The sequence below is a fragment of the Streptomyces sp. WMMC1477 genome (assembly GCF_027460245.1).
Classification (GTDB): Bacteria; Actinomycetota; Actinomycetes; order Streptomycetales; family Streptomycetaceae; genus Streptomyces.
Window position 1 is genome coordinate 5,528,514 of sequence record NZ_JAPZBD010000003.1, and the last position, 15,694, is coordinate 5,544,207.

General features: G+C 73.1%; 19 protein-coding genes and 1 pseudogene. 8 read left to right on the plus strand and 12 right to left on the minus strand.

Features of this window, described 5'->3' with window-relative positions:
* Nucleotides 1–65: 65 nt before the first annotated feature.
* From O7609_RS24185 to O7609_RS24200, 4 genes are all read right to left on the minus strand, one after another.
* The gene (locus O7609_RS24185; protein WP_269732842.1) at nt 66–317 is read right to left on the minus strand and encodes a DUF4235 domain-containing protein; all 252 of its coding nucleotides are present in this window, start codon (nt 315–317) and stop codon (nt 66–68) included.
* 14 nt (nt 318–331) lie between these two features.
* Entirely contained in the window at nt 332–616 is a 285-nt protein-coding gene (locus O7609_RS24190; protein ID WP_269732776.1) for a DUF3618 domain-containing protein, read from the minus strand.
* Entirely contained in the window at nt 613–1,032 is a 420-nt protein-coding gene (locus O7609_RS24195) for a phage holin family protein (protein ID WP_269732775.1), read from the minus strand. Before O7609_RS24195 ends, O7609_RS24190 begins: the two co-directional genes overlap by 4 nt.
* A 111-nt stretch (nt 1,033–1,143) precedes the next feature.
* Nucleotides 1,144–2,055, minus strand: coding sequence for a Rieske 2Fe-2S domain-containing protein (locus O7609_RS24200; protein ID WP_443072274.1), 912 nt, complete (start codon nt 2,053–2,055; stop codon nt 1,144–1,146).
* Between the two features lie 140 nt (nt 2,056–2,195).
* Between O7609_RS24200 and O7609_RS24205 the strand changes: the two genes are divergently transcribed.
* The 5 genes from O7609_RS24205 to O7609_RS24225 are packed head-to-tail and all read left to right on the plus strand — an operon-like array spanning nt 2,196 to nt 5,793.
* Nucleotides 2,196–2,801, plus strand: a complete 606-nt coding sequence (locus O7609_RS24205) for a DUF4178 domain-containing protein (protein WP_269744256.1) — start codon at nt 2,196–2,198, stop codon at nt 2,799–2,801.
* The gene (locus tag O7609_RS24210; protein WP_269744257.1) at nt 2,798–3,337 is read left to right on the plus strand and encodes a DUF2617 family protein; all 540 of its coding nucleotides are present in this window, start codon (nt 2,798–2,800) and stop codon (nt 3,335–3,337) included. The genes O7609_RS24205 and O7609_RS24210 overlap by 4 nt, the downstream gene beginning before the upstream one ends.
* Entirely contained in the window at nt 3,334–3,738 is a 405-nt protein-coding gene (locus tag O7609_RS24215; protein ID WP_269732771.1) for a DUF4247 domain-containing protein, read from the plus strand. Before O7609_RS24210 ends, O7609_RS24215 begins: the two co-directional genes overlap by 4 nt.
* A gap of 46 nt (nt 3,739–3,784) precedes the next feature.
* Complete coding sequence (locus O7609_RS24220) at nt 3,785–4,222, plus strand: DUF350 domain-containing protein (RefSeq protein WP_269732770.1); 438 nt, start codon at nt 3,785–3,787, stop codon at nt 4,220–4,222.
* Between the two features lie 5 nt (nt 4,223–4,227).
* Nucleotides 4,228–5,793 (plus strand): polyamine aminopropyltransferase, encoded by a 1,566-nt coding sequence (locus O7609_RS24225; RefSeq protein WP_269744258.1) that lies wholly within the window; start codon nt 4,228–4,230, stop codon nt 5,791–5,793.
* Between the two features lie 24 nt (nt 5,794–5,817).
* Here the strand turns inward: O7609_RS24225 and O7609_RS24230 are convergent, their stop codons facing one another.
* On the minus strand, nt 5,818–7,212 hold the full coding sequence (locus O7609_RS24230) for an NADP-dependent succinic semialdehyde dehydrogenase (protein ID WP_269744259.1): 1,395 nt from the start codon (nt 7,210–7,212) through the stop codon (nt 5,818–5,820).
* A gap of 289 nt (nt 7,213–7,501) precedes the next feature.
* Here O7609_RS24230 and O7609_RS24235 point away from each other — a divergent pair, with 289 nt between their 5' ends.
* Nucleotides 7,502–8,338: an endonuclease I family protein gene (locus O7609_RS24235; protein ID WP_269744260.1), complete on the plus strand. Its 837-nt coding sequence runs from the start codon at nt 7,502–7,504 to the stop codon at nt 8,336–8,338.
* 80 nt (nt 8,339–8,418) lie between these two features.
* On the opposite strand, the gene O7609_RS24240 is transcribed toward O7609_RS24235, so the two are convergent.
* Together O7609_RS24240 and O7609_RS24245 are read right to left on the minus strand one after the other, a co-directional pair.
* A complete protein-coding gene (locus tag O7609_RS24240) occupies nt 8,419–8,916 on the minus strand; it encodes an NUDIX hydrolase (protein WP_269732766.1) in 498 nt (165 codons plus the stop codon).
* Nucleotides 8,917–8,971: 55 nt separating this feature from the next.
* On the minus strand, nt 8,972–9,472 hold the full coding sequence (locus O7609_RS24245; RefSeq protein ID WP_269744261.1) for a TetR/AcrR family transcriptional regulator: 501 nt from the start codon (nt 9,470–9,472) through the stop codon (nt 8,972–8,974).
* An 18-nt stretch (nt 9,473–9,490) separates the two neighbouring features.
* On the opposite strand from O7609_RS24245, the gene O7609_RS24250 reads away from it, so the two are divergent.
* Nucleotides 9,491–9,946, plus strand: coding sequence for a nuclear transport factor 2 family protein (locus O7609_RS24250; protein ID WP_269744262.1), 456 nt, complete (start codon nt 9,491–9,493; stop codon nt 9,944–9,946).
* 52 nt (nt 9,947–9,998) lie between these two features.
* Here the strand turns inward: O7609_RS24250 and O7609_RS24255 are convergent, their stop codons facing one another.
* The gene (locus O7609_RS24255; RefSeq protein WP_332328001.1) at nt 9,999–10,184 is read right to left on the minus strand and encodes a ferredoxin; all 186 of its coding nucleotides are present in this window, start codon (nt 10,182–10,184) and stop codon (nt 9,999–10,001) included.
* 115 nt (nt 10,185–10,299) lie between these two features.
* On the opposite strand from O7609_RS24255, the pseudogene O7609_RS24260 reads away from it, so the two are divergent.
* A pseudogene (locus tag O7609_RS24260) lies at nt 10,300–10,407 on the plus strand (CGNR zinc finger domain-containing protein); the annotation flags it as partial.
* Nucleotides 10,408–10,606: 199 nt separating this feature from the next.
* On the opposite strand, the gene O7609_RS24265 reads toward O7609_RS24260, so the two are convergent.
* From O7609_RS24265 to O7609_RS24280, 4 genes are all read right to left on the minus strand, one after another.
* Nucleotides 10,607–12,991, minus strand: coding sequence for a lamin tail domain-containing protein (locus O7609_RS24265; protein WP_269744263.1), 2,385 nt, complete (start codon nt 12,989–12,991; stop codon nt 10,607–10,609).
* 160 nt (nt 12,992–13,151) lie between these two features.
* Nucleotides 13,152–13,754 (minus strand): DUF2254 family protein, encoded by a 603-nt coding sequence (locus O7609_RS24270; RefSeq protein ID WP_269744264.1) that lies wholly within the window; start codon nt 13,752–13,754, stop codon nt 13,152–13,154.
* A gap of 18 nt (nt 13,755–13,772) precedes the next feature.
* Nucleotides 13,773–14,513, minus strand: a complete 741-nt coding sequence (locus tag O7609_RS24275) for a metallophosphoesterase family protein (protein ID WP_269744265.1) — start codon at nt 14,511–14,513, stop codon at nt 13,773–13,775.
* 362 nt (nt 14,514–14,875) lie between these two features.
* Nucleotides 14,876–15,529, minus strand: coding sequence for a TetR/AcrR family transcriptional regulator (locus O7609_RS24280; RefSeq protein ID WP_269732760.1), 654 nt, complete (start codon nt 15,527–15,529; stop codon nt 14,876–14,878).
* Nucleotides 15,530–15,694: the final 165 nt, after the last annotated feature.

Genomic DNA, 15,694 nt, shown 5'->3' on the forward strand with positions numbered 1-15,694 from the left:
GGCGGGCCGCCGTCCACGCCGGGCAGCCCCGAGGGCCCCGGGCTCCGCGCGAGCCCGGGGGTCCCTCAGGCCGCACGCCGCGCCGTCACCCGCCGGGCCCCCAGTGCACCACCGCGCTGCAAGGCCGCCTTCACCAGCGCCAGCAGCGCCCCGTGCAGGGCCGCGGCCAGCAGCACCTCCCGCCAGCTGCGCTCGACGTCCCGCGCGTCGGGAGCCTCGTCCTCGCCCGCCACGGCCCGCCACACCCGCCTGAACACCGCACCCGTCACGGCGCCGCCGACCACCGTCACGGCCAGGCCGCCCACGCGGCTCGCCATCGTGGACACCCCGCTCACCTCCGCCCGGACAGTCTGCGCAGCACCCACGCGGCCGCCAGCACGCCCACCACGCTCGCCGCGGCGAGCGGAACGACCGCGCGCCGGCCGCCCTCCCGCGCCGCCGAAGCGGCGTGCCGGGCCTGGCCGCGGGCACCCGTCGCCCGGCGCCGTGCCCGCGCCCGCACGTCGGTCTTCGCCACCAGCGCCGCGACGGTGTCACCCAGCTCCGCCCGTGTGTCCTTGACCTGCTCCCGCAGCACCCGCGGATCGCGCGCCGCCGCCTCCGTGTCCCGGCTCATCGGTGCATCCTCCCCCGGATCTCGGCGATATCGGCCCTGACGCTGCCCAGCGCCTGCTGCGGCGTGGGGGGCGTGGCGCTGCGCAGCTCCTTCTTCCCCACCAGCGCCAGCACCCCCGTGACCAGGAGCAGCGCACCGCCGATGATCAACGCGGACGCCCACACCGGCAGCACCAGCGCCAGCGCCGCGACGGCACCGGCGACCAGGGCCTGCAGCGCCAGGAACCCCGTCAGCGCGGCGCCGCCGAACATGCCGCCGCCGATGCCCGCGCGCTTGCCCTTCTGCACCAGCTCCGCCTGAGCCAGCCGCATCTCACGGCGCACCAGTTCCGAGAGCTGCGCGGAGGCACGCTCCACCAGCTCACCCACCGATGCCTCGTGCGCGTCGACCGGCCGGCGGCGCACAGATCCGATCATGCCGTCACCTCGCTTTCTCCTTGGCCGCACCCGGTTCCCCCGGACGCGGGCGATTACGCCCGCCCCCGCGCACAGGACGCCCACGCGCCCCGGGAAGCACCCGAACGGCCGTCAGTCACGCAGCCGGACGTGCACCACGCCGTCCTCGACCCGCGTCTCGAAGGCCGGCTGCGCCGACGTCGCCGGCCCGTGGACGTTCCAGCCGTCCGACAGGCGGAACAGACTGCCGTGCCAGGGGCACTTCACACAGCCGTCCGTCAGGTGCCCCTGGGACAGCGGGCCACCCAGGTGGCTGCACTGCTCGACCAGCGCGTACACCCGCTCGTCGGCCCGGCGCACCGCGACCACCGGCACCGCCTCGACGCTGCGCCGCACCAGCACGTCCACCGGGAACTCCTCCAGTCGGCCCAGCTCGTACCACTGCGAGCCGATCCGCGCCGCCATCCCCTCGGCATGGTTGGCTCCCACGGCCTGCCGGTAGGCCAGATGACCGCCCAGCGCCCCGCCCGCCGAGATCAGGGACAGCCCGGCGAAACCCAGCAGCCGCCCCTTCGCGTGCCGGCCTCGCAGCCGCATCACGAGCGAGCCGGCGTACAGCCCGACGGCGCCGATGTTGCAGGCTGCGTGAACCAAGCCCACGCGCTGCTGCCCGGGCCGCAGTTCCGCCCAGTCCACCCAGCCCGCCACCGCGGCCGGCCCGGCTCCCGCGAGTCCCAGCGCCACCAGCACGCCGGCGCCGCGCCGCTGACCGGGTACCAGGTCCAGTGCCGCCGCGGACAGCCACGAACCCACCGGCACCTGGACCATCAGCGGATGCACCGGGTGGCCGAGCCACTTCCCGTGCAGCGCGTCCCGGCCGCGCCCCAGCGGCAGGCCCTTCACCCACGACCGGATCCGGGTCGCGGTGCTGTCCAGGGCGGACAGGCGCTCCACCGCGTCGAGGGCCGCCATCGTGCGCCCCGGCCCCGAGGGCGACGGCTCCTGCCGCGTGGCCCGCGTGCCGCTCACGTCCGTGTATCGCATTGCCATGGGCCGCCGGGTTCCCCGCACCGGCGGCCGCGAAACGATGCCGGTACACCCCCCGATTCCCGTCGCGGGCGCTGTGACATACTCGGCCGCGCTCGTCGCAGTGCCGGATCTCGGGGGTTGTCGTGAAACTGCTGATGGCGGTGCTTGCTGTCGTGCTCCTCGCGATCGTGATCGCCGTGCTGCTGCGCAGACGGCGCACGGCGACCACCACGGCGGCGCCGGCACCCCGGGACCCGTTCGCCCCCGAGGACAGCGCTGCCGGAGACCCTCGCACGCTCAAGGCCGGCGACATGGTCGAGTACCTCGGCGAACGCCTGTTCGTGCGCGGCTCCCTGCGGCTCACCGAAGGCGGTTACACCTGGTCCGAGCACTTCCTCGACCCGATGGAGGCCACCGGCGAGGGGCGCCGCTGGCTCTCCGTCGAAGAGGACCCGACGCTCGAGGTCGTGCTGTGGACGGAACACGCCGACACCGACCTCACGCCGAGCCGCGCCACCGTCACCGTCGACGGCGTCACCTACCACCGCACCGAGCACGGCACCGCCTCCTACCGCTCCGAGGGCACCACGGGCCTCGGAGCCACCGGCCGCATGGAGTACGCCGACTACGACGGCCCCCGCCGACGCAGCCTCGCCTTCGAACGGTTCCTCGGCGACCGGGGGCGCGGCACCTGGGAGTCCTCCCTGGGCGAGCACGTGCCCGAGGGCACCCTGACGATCTACCCCGGCAGCGGCGCGTGAGCGACATAGCCCTCGCCGCCCCCTACCTCGACACCGACGCGGACCAGCTCTCCTTCGCCCTCGACCTCCCCGCCCGCGAGGCCCTCGCCGTCTCCGAGGTGACGGCCGGCGCCCTCACCGTCCAACTCCGGCTCCTCGGCGCCTCCCACCAGGTCTTCGCGGGCCCGGTGCGGGAGACCGTCGCCTGCCTGCCCGACGCGGCCGGCGGGCTGCCCGCGACGGTGACGCACTCCTTCGACGCCTGGCACTACCACTTCACCGCTCGCGTCCTCGACTTCTCCGCGCGGAGCCGCTCCGCGCGCCCCCACTCCCCACGCGACTCCTCCGCGGCGGGCTTCACGCCCTACGTGGCCCGCCTGCGCGACCGGCTCTCCGGGCGTCCGGAGGCGCTGTGCGGCGTCTTCCCCGGGTCCCCCGACGCCGTCACCGCGCTGACCGTCGAGGAGGAGGGCTCGGGCGTGGGCTGGAGGACCTGGCACACCTACCCGCAGAGCCGCCGGATCGTGGCGACGCACACCTGGCTGGAGGCCCGATGAAACCCGCCCGACTCGCCTGCGCGGCGCTCACCGCGACGCTGCTGCTCGCCGGCTGCTCGGACGACAACAACGCCAACGAAGTCCCCCGCAGCTGGATCGCGAAGGAGTACGGCCGCGACGGCTTCGACTACCGCGACCCCAGCGACCGTCCGGCCGAGGTGGCCGGCGAGATCGACTCCCACCGCGATGCCTTCGGCCGCCTCAACACGGGAGGTAAGTACTACCTCCGCTACCGCGACGACATCGTCGCCGTCTTCCCCGACCGGGGCGGCAGCCGCATAGAGATCGAGGACTACCGCGACGGTCACCGCCGCTGGCACCGCGACGTCGGCTACGCGTGGCCCTCGCCGGGCAGCAGCGGCAACGGCTTCCGCGGCGGCGGCCCCGGCTCCGGCAAGTAGACCCCCGCCCCCAACCGTCCTCGACACGTCCCCGAAAGGCACCCCCGTGGCAGAGATCTTCGAGTCGGCAGGCTACGCCCTGCTCTACGGACTGGTCGGCTTCGTCGTCATGGCCTGCGGCTTCGTCGCCCTCGACGTCGTCACCCCCGGCAAGCTCGTCCACGTCGTGTGGCGCGAACGCAACCGCGGAGCCGCGGTCCTGCTCGGCGGCCAGACCCTCGCCATCGGCCTGATCATCGCCGACGCCATACGCTCCAGTGAGTCCGAACAGGGCCTGGCCGACGGCCTGTTCAGCACCCTGCTCTACGGCCTGGCCGGCGTGCTCGTCATGACTCTCGTCGCGGTCGTCGTCAGCCTCATGACGCCTGGCAGGATGGGCCACGCCGTCCTCGAAGACGACGGTGACCGGCCCCACCCCGCCGCCTGGGTACAGGCGGCCATGTACGTCGGCACGGCCTTCATGGTCGGCGCCGCACTGTCCTGAGGCCGATGAGCACCACCCGCCCCTCCGCGCCCACGGCGCGGCTGCCACGGTTCCTCCTGCTGCTCGCCGTCTTCCTGTGCGCCGCCTGCGGACTCGTCTACGAACTGGCCCTGACCGCACTCGGCAGCTACCTCATCGGCAACTCGGTCCTGCAGACCTCCGTGGTCCTGTCCGTCATGGTCTTCGCGATGGGGGTGGGCTCCCTGGCCGCCAAGCCCCTACGGCACCGAGCCGTGGGGGCCTTCGCGCTCGTGGAGGGCACCCTCGCGCTCGTCGGCGGGCTCTCCGTCCTGGCGCTCTACGCCGCGTTCGCCTGGCTGCAGATCTACACCCCGGCCATGGTCGTCATCGCCTTCGTCGTCGGGGTGCTGATCGGCGCCGAGATCCCGCTGCTCATGACGCTGCTGCAACGGATCCGCCGTCAGGAGGCCGGCGGCGCGGTCGCGGACATGTTCGCCGTCGACTACATCGGGGCCCTCGTCGGGGGGCTGTGCTTCCCCTTCCTGCTGCTTCCGACGTTCGGCCAGCTCAGGGGCGCGCTCGTGGTGGGCGCCGTCAACGCCGTCGCCGGGGTCATCGTCGTCCTGTGGATCTTCCGGCGGCAGACCCGCCGTGTCGTGCGCACCGCCCTCCTCGTGGGCGTGGCGGGCGTCCTCGCCGTCCTGGGCGGCGCCTACGCCCTGGCCGACCAGATCGAGGTCAACGCCCGTCAGCAGCTCTACCGCGACCCCATCCTCCACGCCGAGACCACGCCCTACCAGGAGATCGTCGTCACCCGCTCGCCGGCCTTCACCGGTGAGCCCGATCTCCGGCTCTTCCTCAACGGAGACCTGCAGTTCTCCTCCGTCGACGAGTACCGGTACCACGAGGCCCTCGTCCACCCGGCCCTGACCGCGGAGCACGACTCGGTGCTCGTCCTCGGCGGCGGGGACGGGCTCGCCCTGCGCGAGATCCTGCGCTACGACGACGTCACCGAGGTCACCCTCGTCGACCTGGACCCGGCCATGACCGAACTCGCCAGCTCCCTCCCCCCGCTGCGGGAGCTCAACGGCGAGGCCCTCGACGACCCCCGCGTCACCGTCGTCAACCGGGACGCGTTCAACTGGCTGCGCGACGCCGGACAGCGGTACGACGCCGTCGTCATCGACTTCCCCGACCCCGACACCGCGGCCCTGGCCAAGCTCTACTCGGTGGAGTTCTACCACCTCCTCGGCCGGGTCCTGGCCCCCGAGGCCCGCGTCGTCGTGCAGGGCGGCTCGCCCTTCTTCGCGCCCAAGAGCTACTGGTCCATCGCCACCACGCTGCGCGAGGCGGGCTACGCCACCGCCCCGTACCAGATCGACGTCCCCAGCTTCGGCAACTGGGGCTTCCTCCTGGCCACCCGCGGCGGGGGCGAGCCTCCGGCGCTGCGGCTGCCCGAGGACGCGCCGCCGCTGCGCTTCCTGGACGACGCCGTGCTGGAGGCGGCCGCCGTCTTCCCGGTGGACCGCCGGCCGCAGAACGTGCGGGCCAGCACCCTCATGGACCCGGCCATACTGGAGTACGCCCGCCACGAGTGGCAGGCCTACTGATCCCGCGTTTGGCGCCGCCCGGCCTCACCGGGCGCCGTACCAGACCGTGGTGGCGTTGCAGAACTCGCGCAGCCCGTGCCCGGCCAGCTCGCGCCCGTAGCCGGACCGTTTCGTGCCGCCGAAGGGCATACCCGGGTGCGAGGCCGTCATCCCGTTGAAGTAGACGCCGCCAGCCTCCAGGTCCGCCACCAGCCGCTCCTGCTCGGCCTCGTCCCGCGTCCAGGCGTTCGAACTCAGCCCGAACGCGGTGTCGTTGGCCACCTTGATCGCCTCGTCCAGCCCGGAGACCCGGTACAGGGTCGCCACCGGGCCGAAGGCCTCCTCGCGGTGGATGCGCATCGTGGGCGTGATGTCGGCCAGCACGGTCGGCTCGTAGTACCAGCCGGCCTCCAGACGCACGGGCCGCCGCCCGCCGCACAGCGTCCGCGCGCCCAGCGAGACGGCGTCCTCGACGAGCTCCTCCAGGTCCGCACGGCCCTGCTCGCTGGCCAGCGGCCCGACGTCGGTGCCCTCGGCGAGCGGATCGCCCACCGTGAGCGCGGCCATCTCCTGGGTGAAGCGTGCGGCGAAGTCGTCGTAGACGTCGCTGTGGACGATGAACCGCTTGGCGGCGATGCAGGACTGACCGGTGTTCTGCACCCGTGCGGTGACCGCGGTGCTCACCGCGCCGTCCAGATCGGCCGAGGGGAGCACGAGGAACGGGTCGCTGCCGCCCAGCTCCAGGACGGTCTTCATGATCTCGTCGCCCGCGATGGAGGCCACCGACCGCCCGGCCGGCTCGCTGCCGGTCAGGGTCGCCGCCGCGATCCTGGGGTCGCGCAGCACGCCCTCGATCCGCCGGGCACCGATGAGCAGGGTCTGGAAGCACCCGTCGGGATACCCCGCCCGCCGGAAGACGTCCTCCAGGTAGAGGGCGGTCTGCGGAACGTTGGAGGCGTGCTTCAGCAGCCCCACGTTCCCCGCCATCAGCGCGGGCGCGGCGAACCGCACCACCTGCCACAGCGGGAAGTTCCACGGCATGACGGCGAGCACCGGGCCCAGGGGCCGGTACCGGACGAAGGCCCGGGAGGCGCCGGAGTCCTCGACGTCGGCGGGTCGCGGCTCCTCGTCGGCGAGCTCGTCCTCCGCGTGCCGCGCGTACCAGCGCATGGCCTTGACGCACTTCGCCGCCTCGGCGCGCGCGGCGCCCAGGGGCTTGCCCATCTCCATGGTGATCATGCGGGCCGCCGCGTCCTGCTCCGCCTCCAGCACCTCGGCGGCCCGCTCCAGGAGGGCGGCCCGCTCGCCGAAGCCCGTGCGCCGGTGGACGCCGAAGGCCGCGGCGGCCCTGGCGAGACGCTCCTCGACCTCCTCGTCGCTCAGCTCGTCGAACGTCCTGAGCGTCTCGCCGGTGGCCGGATTCACGGTGGCGATGCCCATGGTCACTGCCTCCTCGATACGGTGACGTCCCGGGGTCCGCCCCGGCTGCCCACCCGCGTACCCACTCTCGTCCCGACCGTGCACGGCCGTGCGTCCGGGCTGGACGGAGACGTTCCGGGTGAGGCTCCCGTCACCCCCCGTCGCCGCGCTATGGGCACCCAACCGCTACAGGACGTTCACGTTCCGGAGACGAGGTCCATGCCACCCTCGGGTGACCGGTTCACGTCAATCTGTCGTGTCGTGGGGCCCAAAGGCCACCGGCACGCGGACGTCTGGAAGGGACTCACCCATGCCCGTCCTCCACACGGCGCGGCGGCGGTTCGGCGCCGCCCTGATCGCCGGGGCAGCACTCACCGCCGTGGCCCTCGGCTCCCACGCCACCGCCACCGCCACCGCCACCCCCGCCCCGTCCACGTCGTCGACGGCGTCGTACGCAGCCCCCGCGGGCTACTACGACGCCGCCGAGGGCAAGAGCGGACAGCAGCTGAGGCAGGCGCTGCACGACATCGTCGACGACCACGACACGCTGTCCTACAGCGAGGTCTGGGGCGCCCTGCGCGAGACCGACGAAGACCCCTACGACGCCTCCAGCGTCATCCTGCTCTACTCGGGCTACTCCAAGAGCGAGTACGACAACGGCGGCGACGTCGACGACTGGAACCGCGAGCACGTGTGGGCCAAGTCCCACGGCGACTTCGGCACCTCACGCGGGCCGGGCACCGACCTCCACCACCTGCGGCCCACCGACGTGACCGTCAACGGCGCCCGCGGCAACAAGGACTTCGACCACGGCGGCAGCCCGGTCCACCAGGCCCCCGAGAGCTACACCGACCACGACTCCTTCGAGCCCCGGGACGCGGTCAAGGGCGACGTCGCCCGGATGATCTTCTACATGGCCATCCGCTACGAGGGCGACGACTCCTTCGCGGACCTGGAGCTCAACGACCTGGTCGGCAACGGCTCCGCCCCGTACATGGGACGCCTCTCCGTCCTCAAGCAGTGGCACGAGCAGGACCCGCCGGACACCTTCGAACAGCGCCGCAACGACGTCATCTACGAGCGCTACCAGCACAACCGCAACCCGTTCGTCGACCGCCCCGAGTGGGTCGGGAGCATCTGGCCGTAACGATTCAGCGCGGCCCGAGCCGCCGCCCCGGGCCCCTCGCGCGCCCGGGGCGGCCGGCCTCGCGGACACGCCCCGGGCCGCTACGAGGGCTTGCGCGTCCCGTTCGGCACGTACCCGAGCTCGACCGCCCGGCACACCCCGTCCGCCGCCCCGACCTGGCCCAGCAGCAGAGGCAGCTGCGGCGGCCACAGCGGCTCCGGCGCGCGTCCCAGCTCCGCGGGAGACCACCAGCGCCAGGTCAGGATGCCGTCCTCCGCGTGCGCCGCGGCCACCCCCTGTGCCGGGTCCCGCCGGGGGCCCCGGGCGAGGTAGATGTGCTCGTGCTGCCGCACCGGTACGCCGGAGCGGGTGTAGTCGTGCTCCCACGTGCACAGCAGCGGCCCGGGCTCGACATCCCGCCAGCCGGTCTCCTCCCTCAGCTCCCGTCGCGCGCCCTGCCGCAGCGTCTCACCGGCGTCGAGCCCCCCGCCCGGCATCGCCCAGTGGACACCGACCTCCTCGTTGTCGTAGCGGAACATGAACACCGCGCCGTCCGGATCGAGGACCGCGATGCGCGCCGCGCGCCGGGGAATTCGCATGCCGTCAGCCTAGGGGGCGCCTCGGACGACAGCTCCGGAAGGCGGGTGGGCGCGGTCAGCCGCCGGCCTCCACCCGGGGCGCGGCGGCCAGCAGCGCCTCGGCCGCACGCCGGGCGTGACCCGCGGCCGCCGGGTCGCCGCTGATCGCCGCCGTGGTGATCGCTCCGTCCAGCAACAGCAGCAACTGCTGGGCCAGCGCGGACGCATCGCCACGTCCCAGGTCGCGGGTGAGGCCGGTCAGATACGCCCCGACGGCCTGCTTGTGGTCCCGGACGGCGTGCACCACGCCGTCGGACACGGCTCCCGCCTCGCCGAACGCGTTGATGAAGGCGCAGCCCCGGAACCCGTCGCCGGAGAACCAGCGGGCCAGCCAGTCGAAGACCGCGAGCACCCGGTCGTGCGGGGTCGCCCCGTGCTCGTCGATGTAAGAGGACAGGGCCGCCCGCCAGCGCGCGGCGCGCCGTCGCAGGTAGGCCTCGACGAGATCGGCCTTGGCGGGGAAGCACCGGTAGAGCCGCTTGAGCGAGAGCCCGGAGGCCGTGCGGAGCGTGTCCATTCGCGAGAGGACCCCGTCATGGCACGTCCCCCCCTCCCGCCCTTCGACGCGGAGACGGGGCGCAGGATGGTCCAGGCGGCGGAGGACGCGTGGAGCACGCGCGAACCCGAACGCGTGGTGCTCGCTTACACCGAGGACTCGGTCTGGCGCAATCGGGACCGGTTCCTCACGGGCCGGGAGGAGATCGCGGCCTTCCTGCGCGGCAAGTGGGCCCGTGAACACGACTACGCCCTGCGCAAGGACCTGTGGGGCTTCCACGAGAACCGCATCGCCGTGCGCTTCCAGTACGAGTGCCGCGATGCCGACGGCCGGTGGTGGCGCAGCCACGGCAACGAGATGTGGGAGTTCGCGGAGGACGGACTGATGCGCCGCCGGGAGGCGAGCATCAACGACGTCGCCATCAGTGTGGCCGAACGCCGCCTGTTCGGGCCGCGCCCCGCGACGGAACGCGGGGCCCGGCTGCCCCTGCGGTGACCGGTGGGAGCCGCGGGCCACGGCGCGACCCCGCGGCTCCCACCGCCCTCCGTCACGGCTGGTCGTCGGTGAGCGTGATGGCACGCAGTGGGCAGGAGGCGGCCGCGCGTTCGACGTCGACGTGGAGCTCCGCCGCGGGTACGGCGTCGTGGACGAGGCGCTCGTCGTCGTCGAAGGCGAAGACTTCGGGTGCGGCGAAGACACACGGTCCGTGGTTGTCGCAGAGGTCCCTGTCCACGGTGATCCGCAGGCTGTGCTCCGTTGCTGTCAGAGGTGGAAGAGGGCGGCCCGGCACCGGCCGGGCGGTGCGCCGCGGCTCAGGCGACGGGAGGGGTGAAGCGCGAGTGGTCGGGCACTTCTACGCCGTCTCCAAGAACGGCACCCACCGCTGGTGCTCCATGGCCGGGTGCGGCAACCGGGCCAAGGCGCAGCGCCACTACACCCGCCATCGCCGCGCGTGAGCACGCCCCGCGAGCCATGCCGGGCCGCAGCGCGGGCACCCGCGGATCGGCGCGGGCGAGTCACCCCTCCGCGGCCTGCTTGAGCCGCTTCAGGGTCCTGCGCATGCCCAGGCGGTTGACCTCGGCCCGTGTGTGGGCGGGCGTCCCCACGGCCGGCGCCGCTCGGGGCGAGCGCCGCCGGCCGTCGTCCGCCGTCCGGTCAGGGGAGGGTGAGGCGGGCGATCAGGGGGTCGTGGTCGGTCGTCTGGACGGAGAACTCGGCGTTGGCGTGCACCGCGTCGACGGCGAAGCCCGCGTTCGCCAGGGAGGGCGAGATCATCAGGTGGTCCAGCACCTGGGAGTTGCCCTCGTAGAGGTAGGTGTAGCGGTCGGAGTCGGGCAGGAGGGCGGGCAGGTTGGTCAGCCCCGCGTCTTCGAGGATGTCGATGGTCGTGGAGAACTCGAAGTCGTTGAGGTCGCCCGCGACCACCACCGCCGCGTTCGGGTCGATCGCCAGGATGTCGCCGGCGAAGTCCGCGACGACGCCGGCCTGAGCGTGCCGCTGGGTCTCGCTGTCCCGCGCCGGCGGCTGATGGCGGCCGAACAGCGGGTCGTCCCCGCCCTTGGAGTTGAAGTGGTTGGCGATGACGTACAGCGGCTCGCCTTCCACGAGGAACTTGCCCACGAGCGGCTTGCGGCTGTTGTCCCAGGCGGCGTTGCCGGGGTCGATGCGACCGGGGTTGAGGCTGAGCGAGACCGGGTCGTCCGCGTCGCCGGAGGCGGAGACCTGCACGGCCGCGGTGGCGTCGCCGTGGGTGCCGGCGGCGAAGCTCACCTGGTCGGTGCGGAAGAGGAAGCCGACCCGGATGTTGCCGCCCGGCTGTCCGCCGTCGGCGCCGTTCTGCGGGTCGATCTGCCGGTAGTCGTAGGACGGGCCGCCGGCCGCCGTGACGGCGTCGATCAGCTCCAGCCAGGTCTGGTCACCGGTGGACTGGCCGCTCTCGGGGCCGTTGTCGTCCTGGGCCTCCTGGACGGCCACGATGTCGGGCGCGCCGAGGTTGGTCACGATCTGGTCCGCCAGCGCGTCGAACGTGCTCCGCGGGGCCTTGGGGCTGAGGTTCTCGACGTTGAAGGACGCGACGGTGACCTCGCCGGTGCCGGAGGCCAGCGTGGTCGTCTCGGCGGTCGCCGAGCCGGGGCCGGCGGTCAGCGTCTCGGTGAGGAGCAGCTTGAAGTTGCCGAAGGAGTAGTCGAGCACTCCGGTGGCCGGGCCGGTGAAGCCGGTGCCGGTGTCCACGGCCGGGGTGGGCAGGAGGCCGTCGTCGACGATGACGCGCTCGGGGTTGGCGTCGTCCTCCCGCAGCAGCAGTCCGCCGCGCCCGGTGGCGACACCGGCGTTCGCTCCGCCGTCGCCGACCACGGGTATCTCGCCGTACGTGCTGGTCGGCCCCACGGCCAGCGGGTCGGGCACCTCGATGCGCATGCTTTCCAGAGACTCGTAGAAGTCGATGCCGTCCGTGCCGGCGTCGAAGCTCCCGGACGTCTCCACGGAGCCGGTGGCGTCGTCGTCGATCACGGCCGACGGCGGGACGCGCCCGCCGGAGCCGACGACCGTGGCGGCGGGGAGCGCGGCGGTGCCCAGCACCGTCACGCTGGGGCCGCTGAGCTGGGTGAGGGTCAGGTTGGCGGTGGAGGAGCCGCCCGGGCGGTACTCGCTGACCGTGCCGTCGACCGAGACCTCGTCGCCCTCCTGCACGCCCGGTGCCGAGGAGGTGTAGACGAACAGGCCCTCGGAGGTGGCCGGATCGGCGTCGGGGCACGGGTCCTGGAACCAGAAGCCGTTGGACTTCACGGCGGTGACGACGCCGCGGACGTCGTCGACGGTCGAGCCGTTGAGGGGGGAGAGGTGGGCGGAGCCCTGGACGTCGCGGATGAGGGTGGAGGGGTAGCCACATTCACCGCCACCGCCACCGCCGCCCCCGGAGGAGGCCGAGTTCTCCGGCGCCGGCGCCGCCTCGGTGAAGTCGGCGCTGTTGTCGTCGCTGTCGGCGGCCGACTCGGCGCGCTGTGCCGAGGTGCTGTTGGAGAGCTTGGGCGCCGCCGCCGTCTCGTAGTCGTTCGCGTCCCCGTAGCCGACGAAGTCGCGCACGCCGGAGGCGCTGTCGCAGTCACCGCCGCATCCCAGCGCCGCGTTGCCGGTGACGAGGGCGACCTTGCCGGAGCTCAGCGACATGTTGGTCGAGCCGGTGGCGTCCGGCGCGGGCGGCGCGGCCCCGTCGCCGCTGGTCCCGGCGTGGAGTTGGACGAGATAGTGGTCACCGGGCTCGATGCTGCCGCTGAGCTCGGTGACCTGGTAGCTGGTGCCGGAGCGGGAGGCGTACTGCACCGACCAGCCGCTCACGTCGACGGCGGCGCTGCCCCGGTTGTGGAGCTCGATGAAGTCGTTGGTGTACGCGGCACCGCTGTTGCCGCCTCCGCCGTAGACCTCGCTGATGACGATGTCGGGGGAGGCGGCCGGGGAGGCGGGCGCGGCAAGCAGGGTCAGGGACGCGGCGAGGGCGAGACAGCCGGCCACGGAGAGGGGGACTCGCGGGGAGCGGCCCATTATGGACTCCTGGGTGGTGGGGACGAGGCCAGTCGAGGGGACACTCCCTGTGTATGGGATGAACATGACAATGAGAAGCCCCCGCGGGTGAACGCGCGTAGACGTATGCGTGGCCCGGGCCCCAAACCCCTGCCCCGAAGGGCCGGAACTCCCGAGTCCGCTATGTCTCGACGCGTCGGCCCCGGCCGTCCTGTGCGTCTCCGGCCGCCGTGCCCAGGCCCTGGGAGTCCGGCAGCCGGGCCAGCCGCCGGTCCAGGTCCCGGGACCGGTCCGCGGCGACGTCGGTGTCCATCGTCTCGAGCCGGGAGCGCAGGGGGCCGAGCTGCTCCGGGGCGCAGACCTCGGCGACGGTCGTGTCCAGCGCCCGCAGCCGTCGCTGCACCTGCATCGAGGAACTGCCGAAGTGTCTGATCTCGTCGGTGGCGAGGCAGACGTAGTCGGCCCAGGAGCGGGTCCGGTGCCGGAACGCGGCGCTCGCGCCCGCGGACTGCTGGGTGCCGAGGCGGGGCGCGATCCGCACCAGCAGGTCCTCGATGTGGTCGAGGCACTGCACCGCGCGAACGGGGTCGTTGATGGACGCGGAGAACGCCTTGAGCGCGATGTCCACGAACGCGCCCAGCGCGCCGGCCGGGTCAGTGGCCGCGCTGTAGGTGGTGTCGAACAGCGGATGGCGCGTCAGCTCCCGGCGCTTCGGGGGCCTCGTGCCCGGCCGCACCACGAACCGGGCCGGCCGCGACGAGGACGCCCGCCGCGCCCGGTTCACCGCCGCTCCGCCCGCCCGTCACCCGGGGCCGAACGCCGCCAGCGCCTCCGCGTCGCTCGCCCGCGTGGACAGGAAGGAGCCGGCCCACTCGGCCACCCCGGGATACGTCGAGTCCGCCACGACCTGTGCCGTGGCGGACTCGACGTCGAAGAGCGTGCTCCGCAGCTCGACCCCCGGCCCCAGCAGCGCCCAGTGCGCCCCGGCCCTGCCGTACGGCATGCCGACGCTGCCCGGATTGACGACGAGCCGGCCGTGGGCCAGTCGGACGAACGGCATGTGCGTATGGCCGCACACGACGGTGCGCACCTCACCGTCGAGCCCCTCGAAGACCTCCGCCCAGCGATCGAGCCCGGAGTCGACCAGGACGACCTCCTCGTCGTCCCTGGGCGTCGCGTGGCAGAAGAGCACCTGCCCCAGCCCGCCGACGGACAGGTCGAGCGAGCGCGGCAGCGCGGCGAGGAGGCTCACGTGTTCCTCGTCGAGCTGCTCCGCGGCCCACGGGGCGATGGGGTCGGGCAGCGTCGCACGCAGTCCCCGGCGGAACTCCACCAGCTCCCGGTCGGCGTTTCCGCCGACCCACAGGGCGCGGTCCCCCAGACCGGTCAGCACGTCGAGAACCCGCGACGGCTGCGGACCCGCCGCGAGGTCGCCCGTCAGCACGACACGGTCCGCGGAACGCACGTCGGGCTCGGCCAGCACGGCCTCCAGCGCCGGAAGGACACCGTGCACGTCGGACAGGACGGCGATGCGGTTCGTCATGACGCCCACTGTCACCTGGGACCGGCGGCGAGGAGCCCCCTTTCGCCCCGGGCGCAACCAGCCGCGCCTGGGTGCCATGATGCCTCCCGTGCCGCAACCCCCGCCGGAGGCCCGGCTGCTGGACGTCCCCGCCCCGGGCGGAGCCGGCCAGCTCGGCCCGCGAGCGTGCTGGACGACGCCGAGCACTCGCCGCCCGGCTGGTGGTTCACCGACCTCCCGGCCGCCCCCGGCCACGCCGCGGCCCTCGCCGCCCGGCAAGCCGAGCCCCACCGCTCCACCGCGCCCTTCCCTAAGGCGCCGTCGGCGGGTAGCGGACGCGGACCGCCGACGGGGGCGTGTACCGGCCCCTCACCCGGACGCCCTCACCGGGCCGACGTCGACGGGCCCAGCTGCAGGCCGTTCTCCCAGATCTTGTTGAGCGTCTGCACGAGCTGCTCGAACGGGAAGCCACACCCGAGGACGAAGTGCATGTAGGCCAGGCGGCTCACCATGGCGCCCAGGGCGTAGGCGGTCAGCAGCGGGTCGAGCGTGAGGTCCGCTTCCCCGGCCTCCTGCAGGGCGCGGATCATCTTGGCGTTGCGGTGGGCGAAGGCTTCGTTGCGCCTGATCCGCAGATCGCGGAACTTCTCGTTGATCTGGGCCACCTGCTCGAACAGCGCCATCAGGCGGGCATTGCGTTCGTACGCCTGCAGGTACTCGCGGTTGGCCGCGTCGATGAGACGGCGTGCGTCGGTGATGCCGGTACGTGCGCGGAGGCGCGGCTGCAGCATCTCGTCCTGCACCATGGCGACGAGTGCTTCGAAGACCTCTTCCTTGCTGTTGAAGTAGGTGTAGAACGACCCCGTGGCAACGTTGGCGGCCTTGGCGATGTCCGCGGTCCGGGCGTCGAGGTAGCCGTCGCGCTCGAAGACTTCGCGGGCGGCGAGGACGAGTGCGTTGCGGGTCCTGAGGCCGCGCTGGCTTCGTGGAGTGAGCCGGGCCCTCTGGCGCTCTTCGGCTGCGACCTGGGAAGCCAATGATCCATCCACTTCGTACGAACCGGTGCCGGGGGCGCCCATGCTAACCGCGATCGTCTGACGTCGCCGTCGGCGGGCCGAGTCCGCCGACCACACCCACCGCTCCGCCAACGCGCTTCTCCACAAGGGCGTTTGGGGTGTGTCTCTTGAATATGACGTCGGACT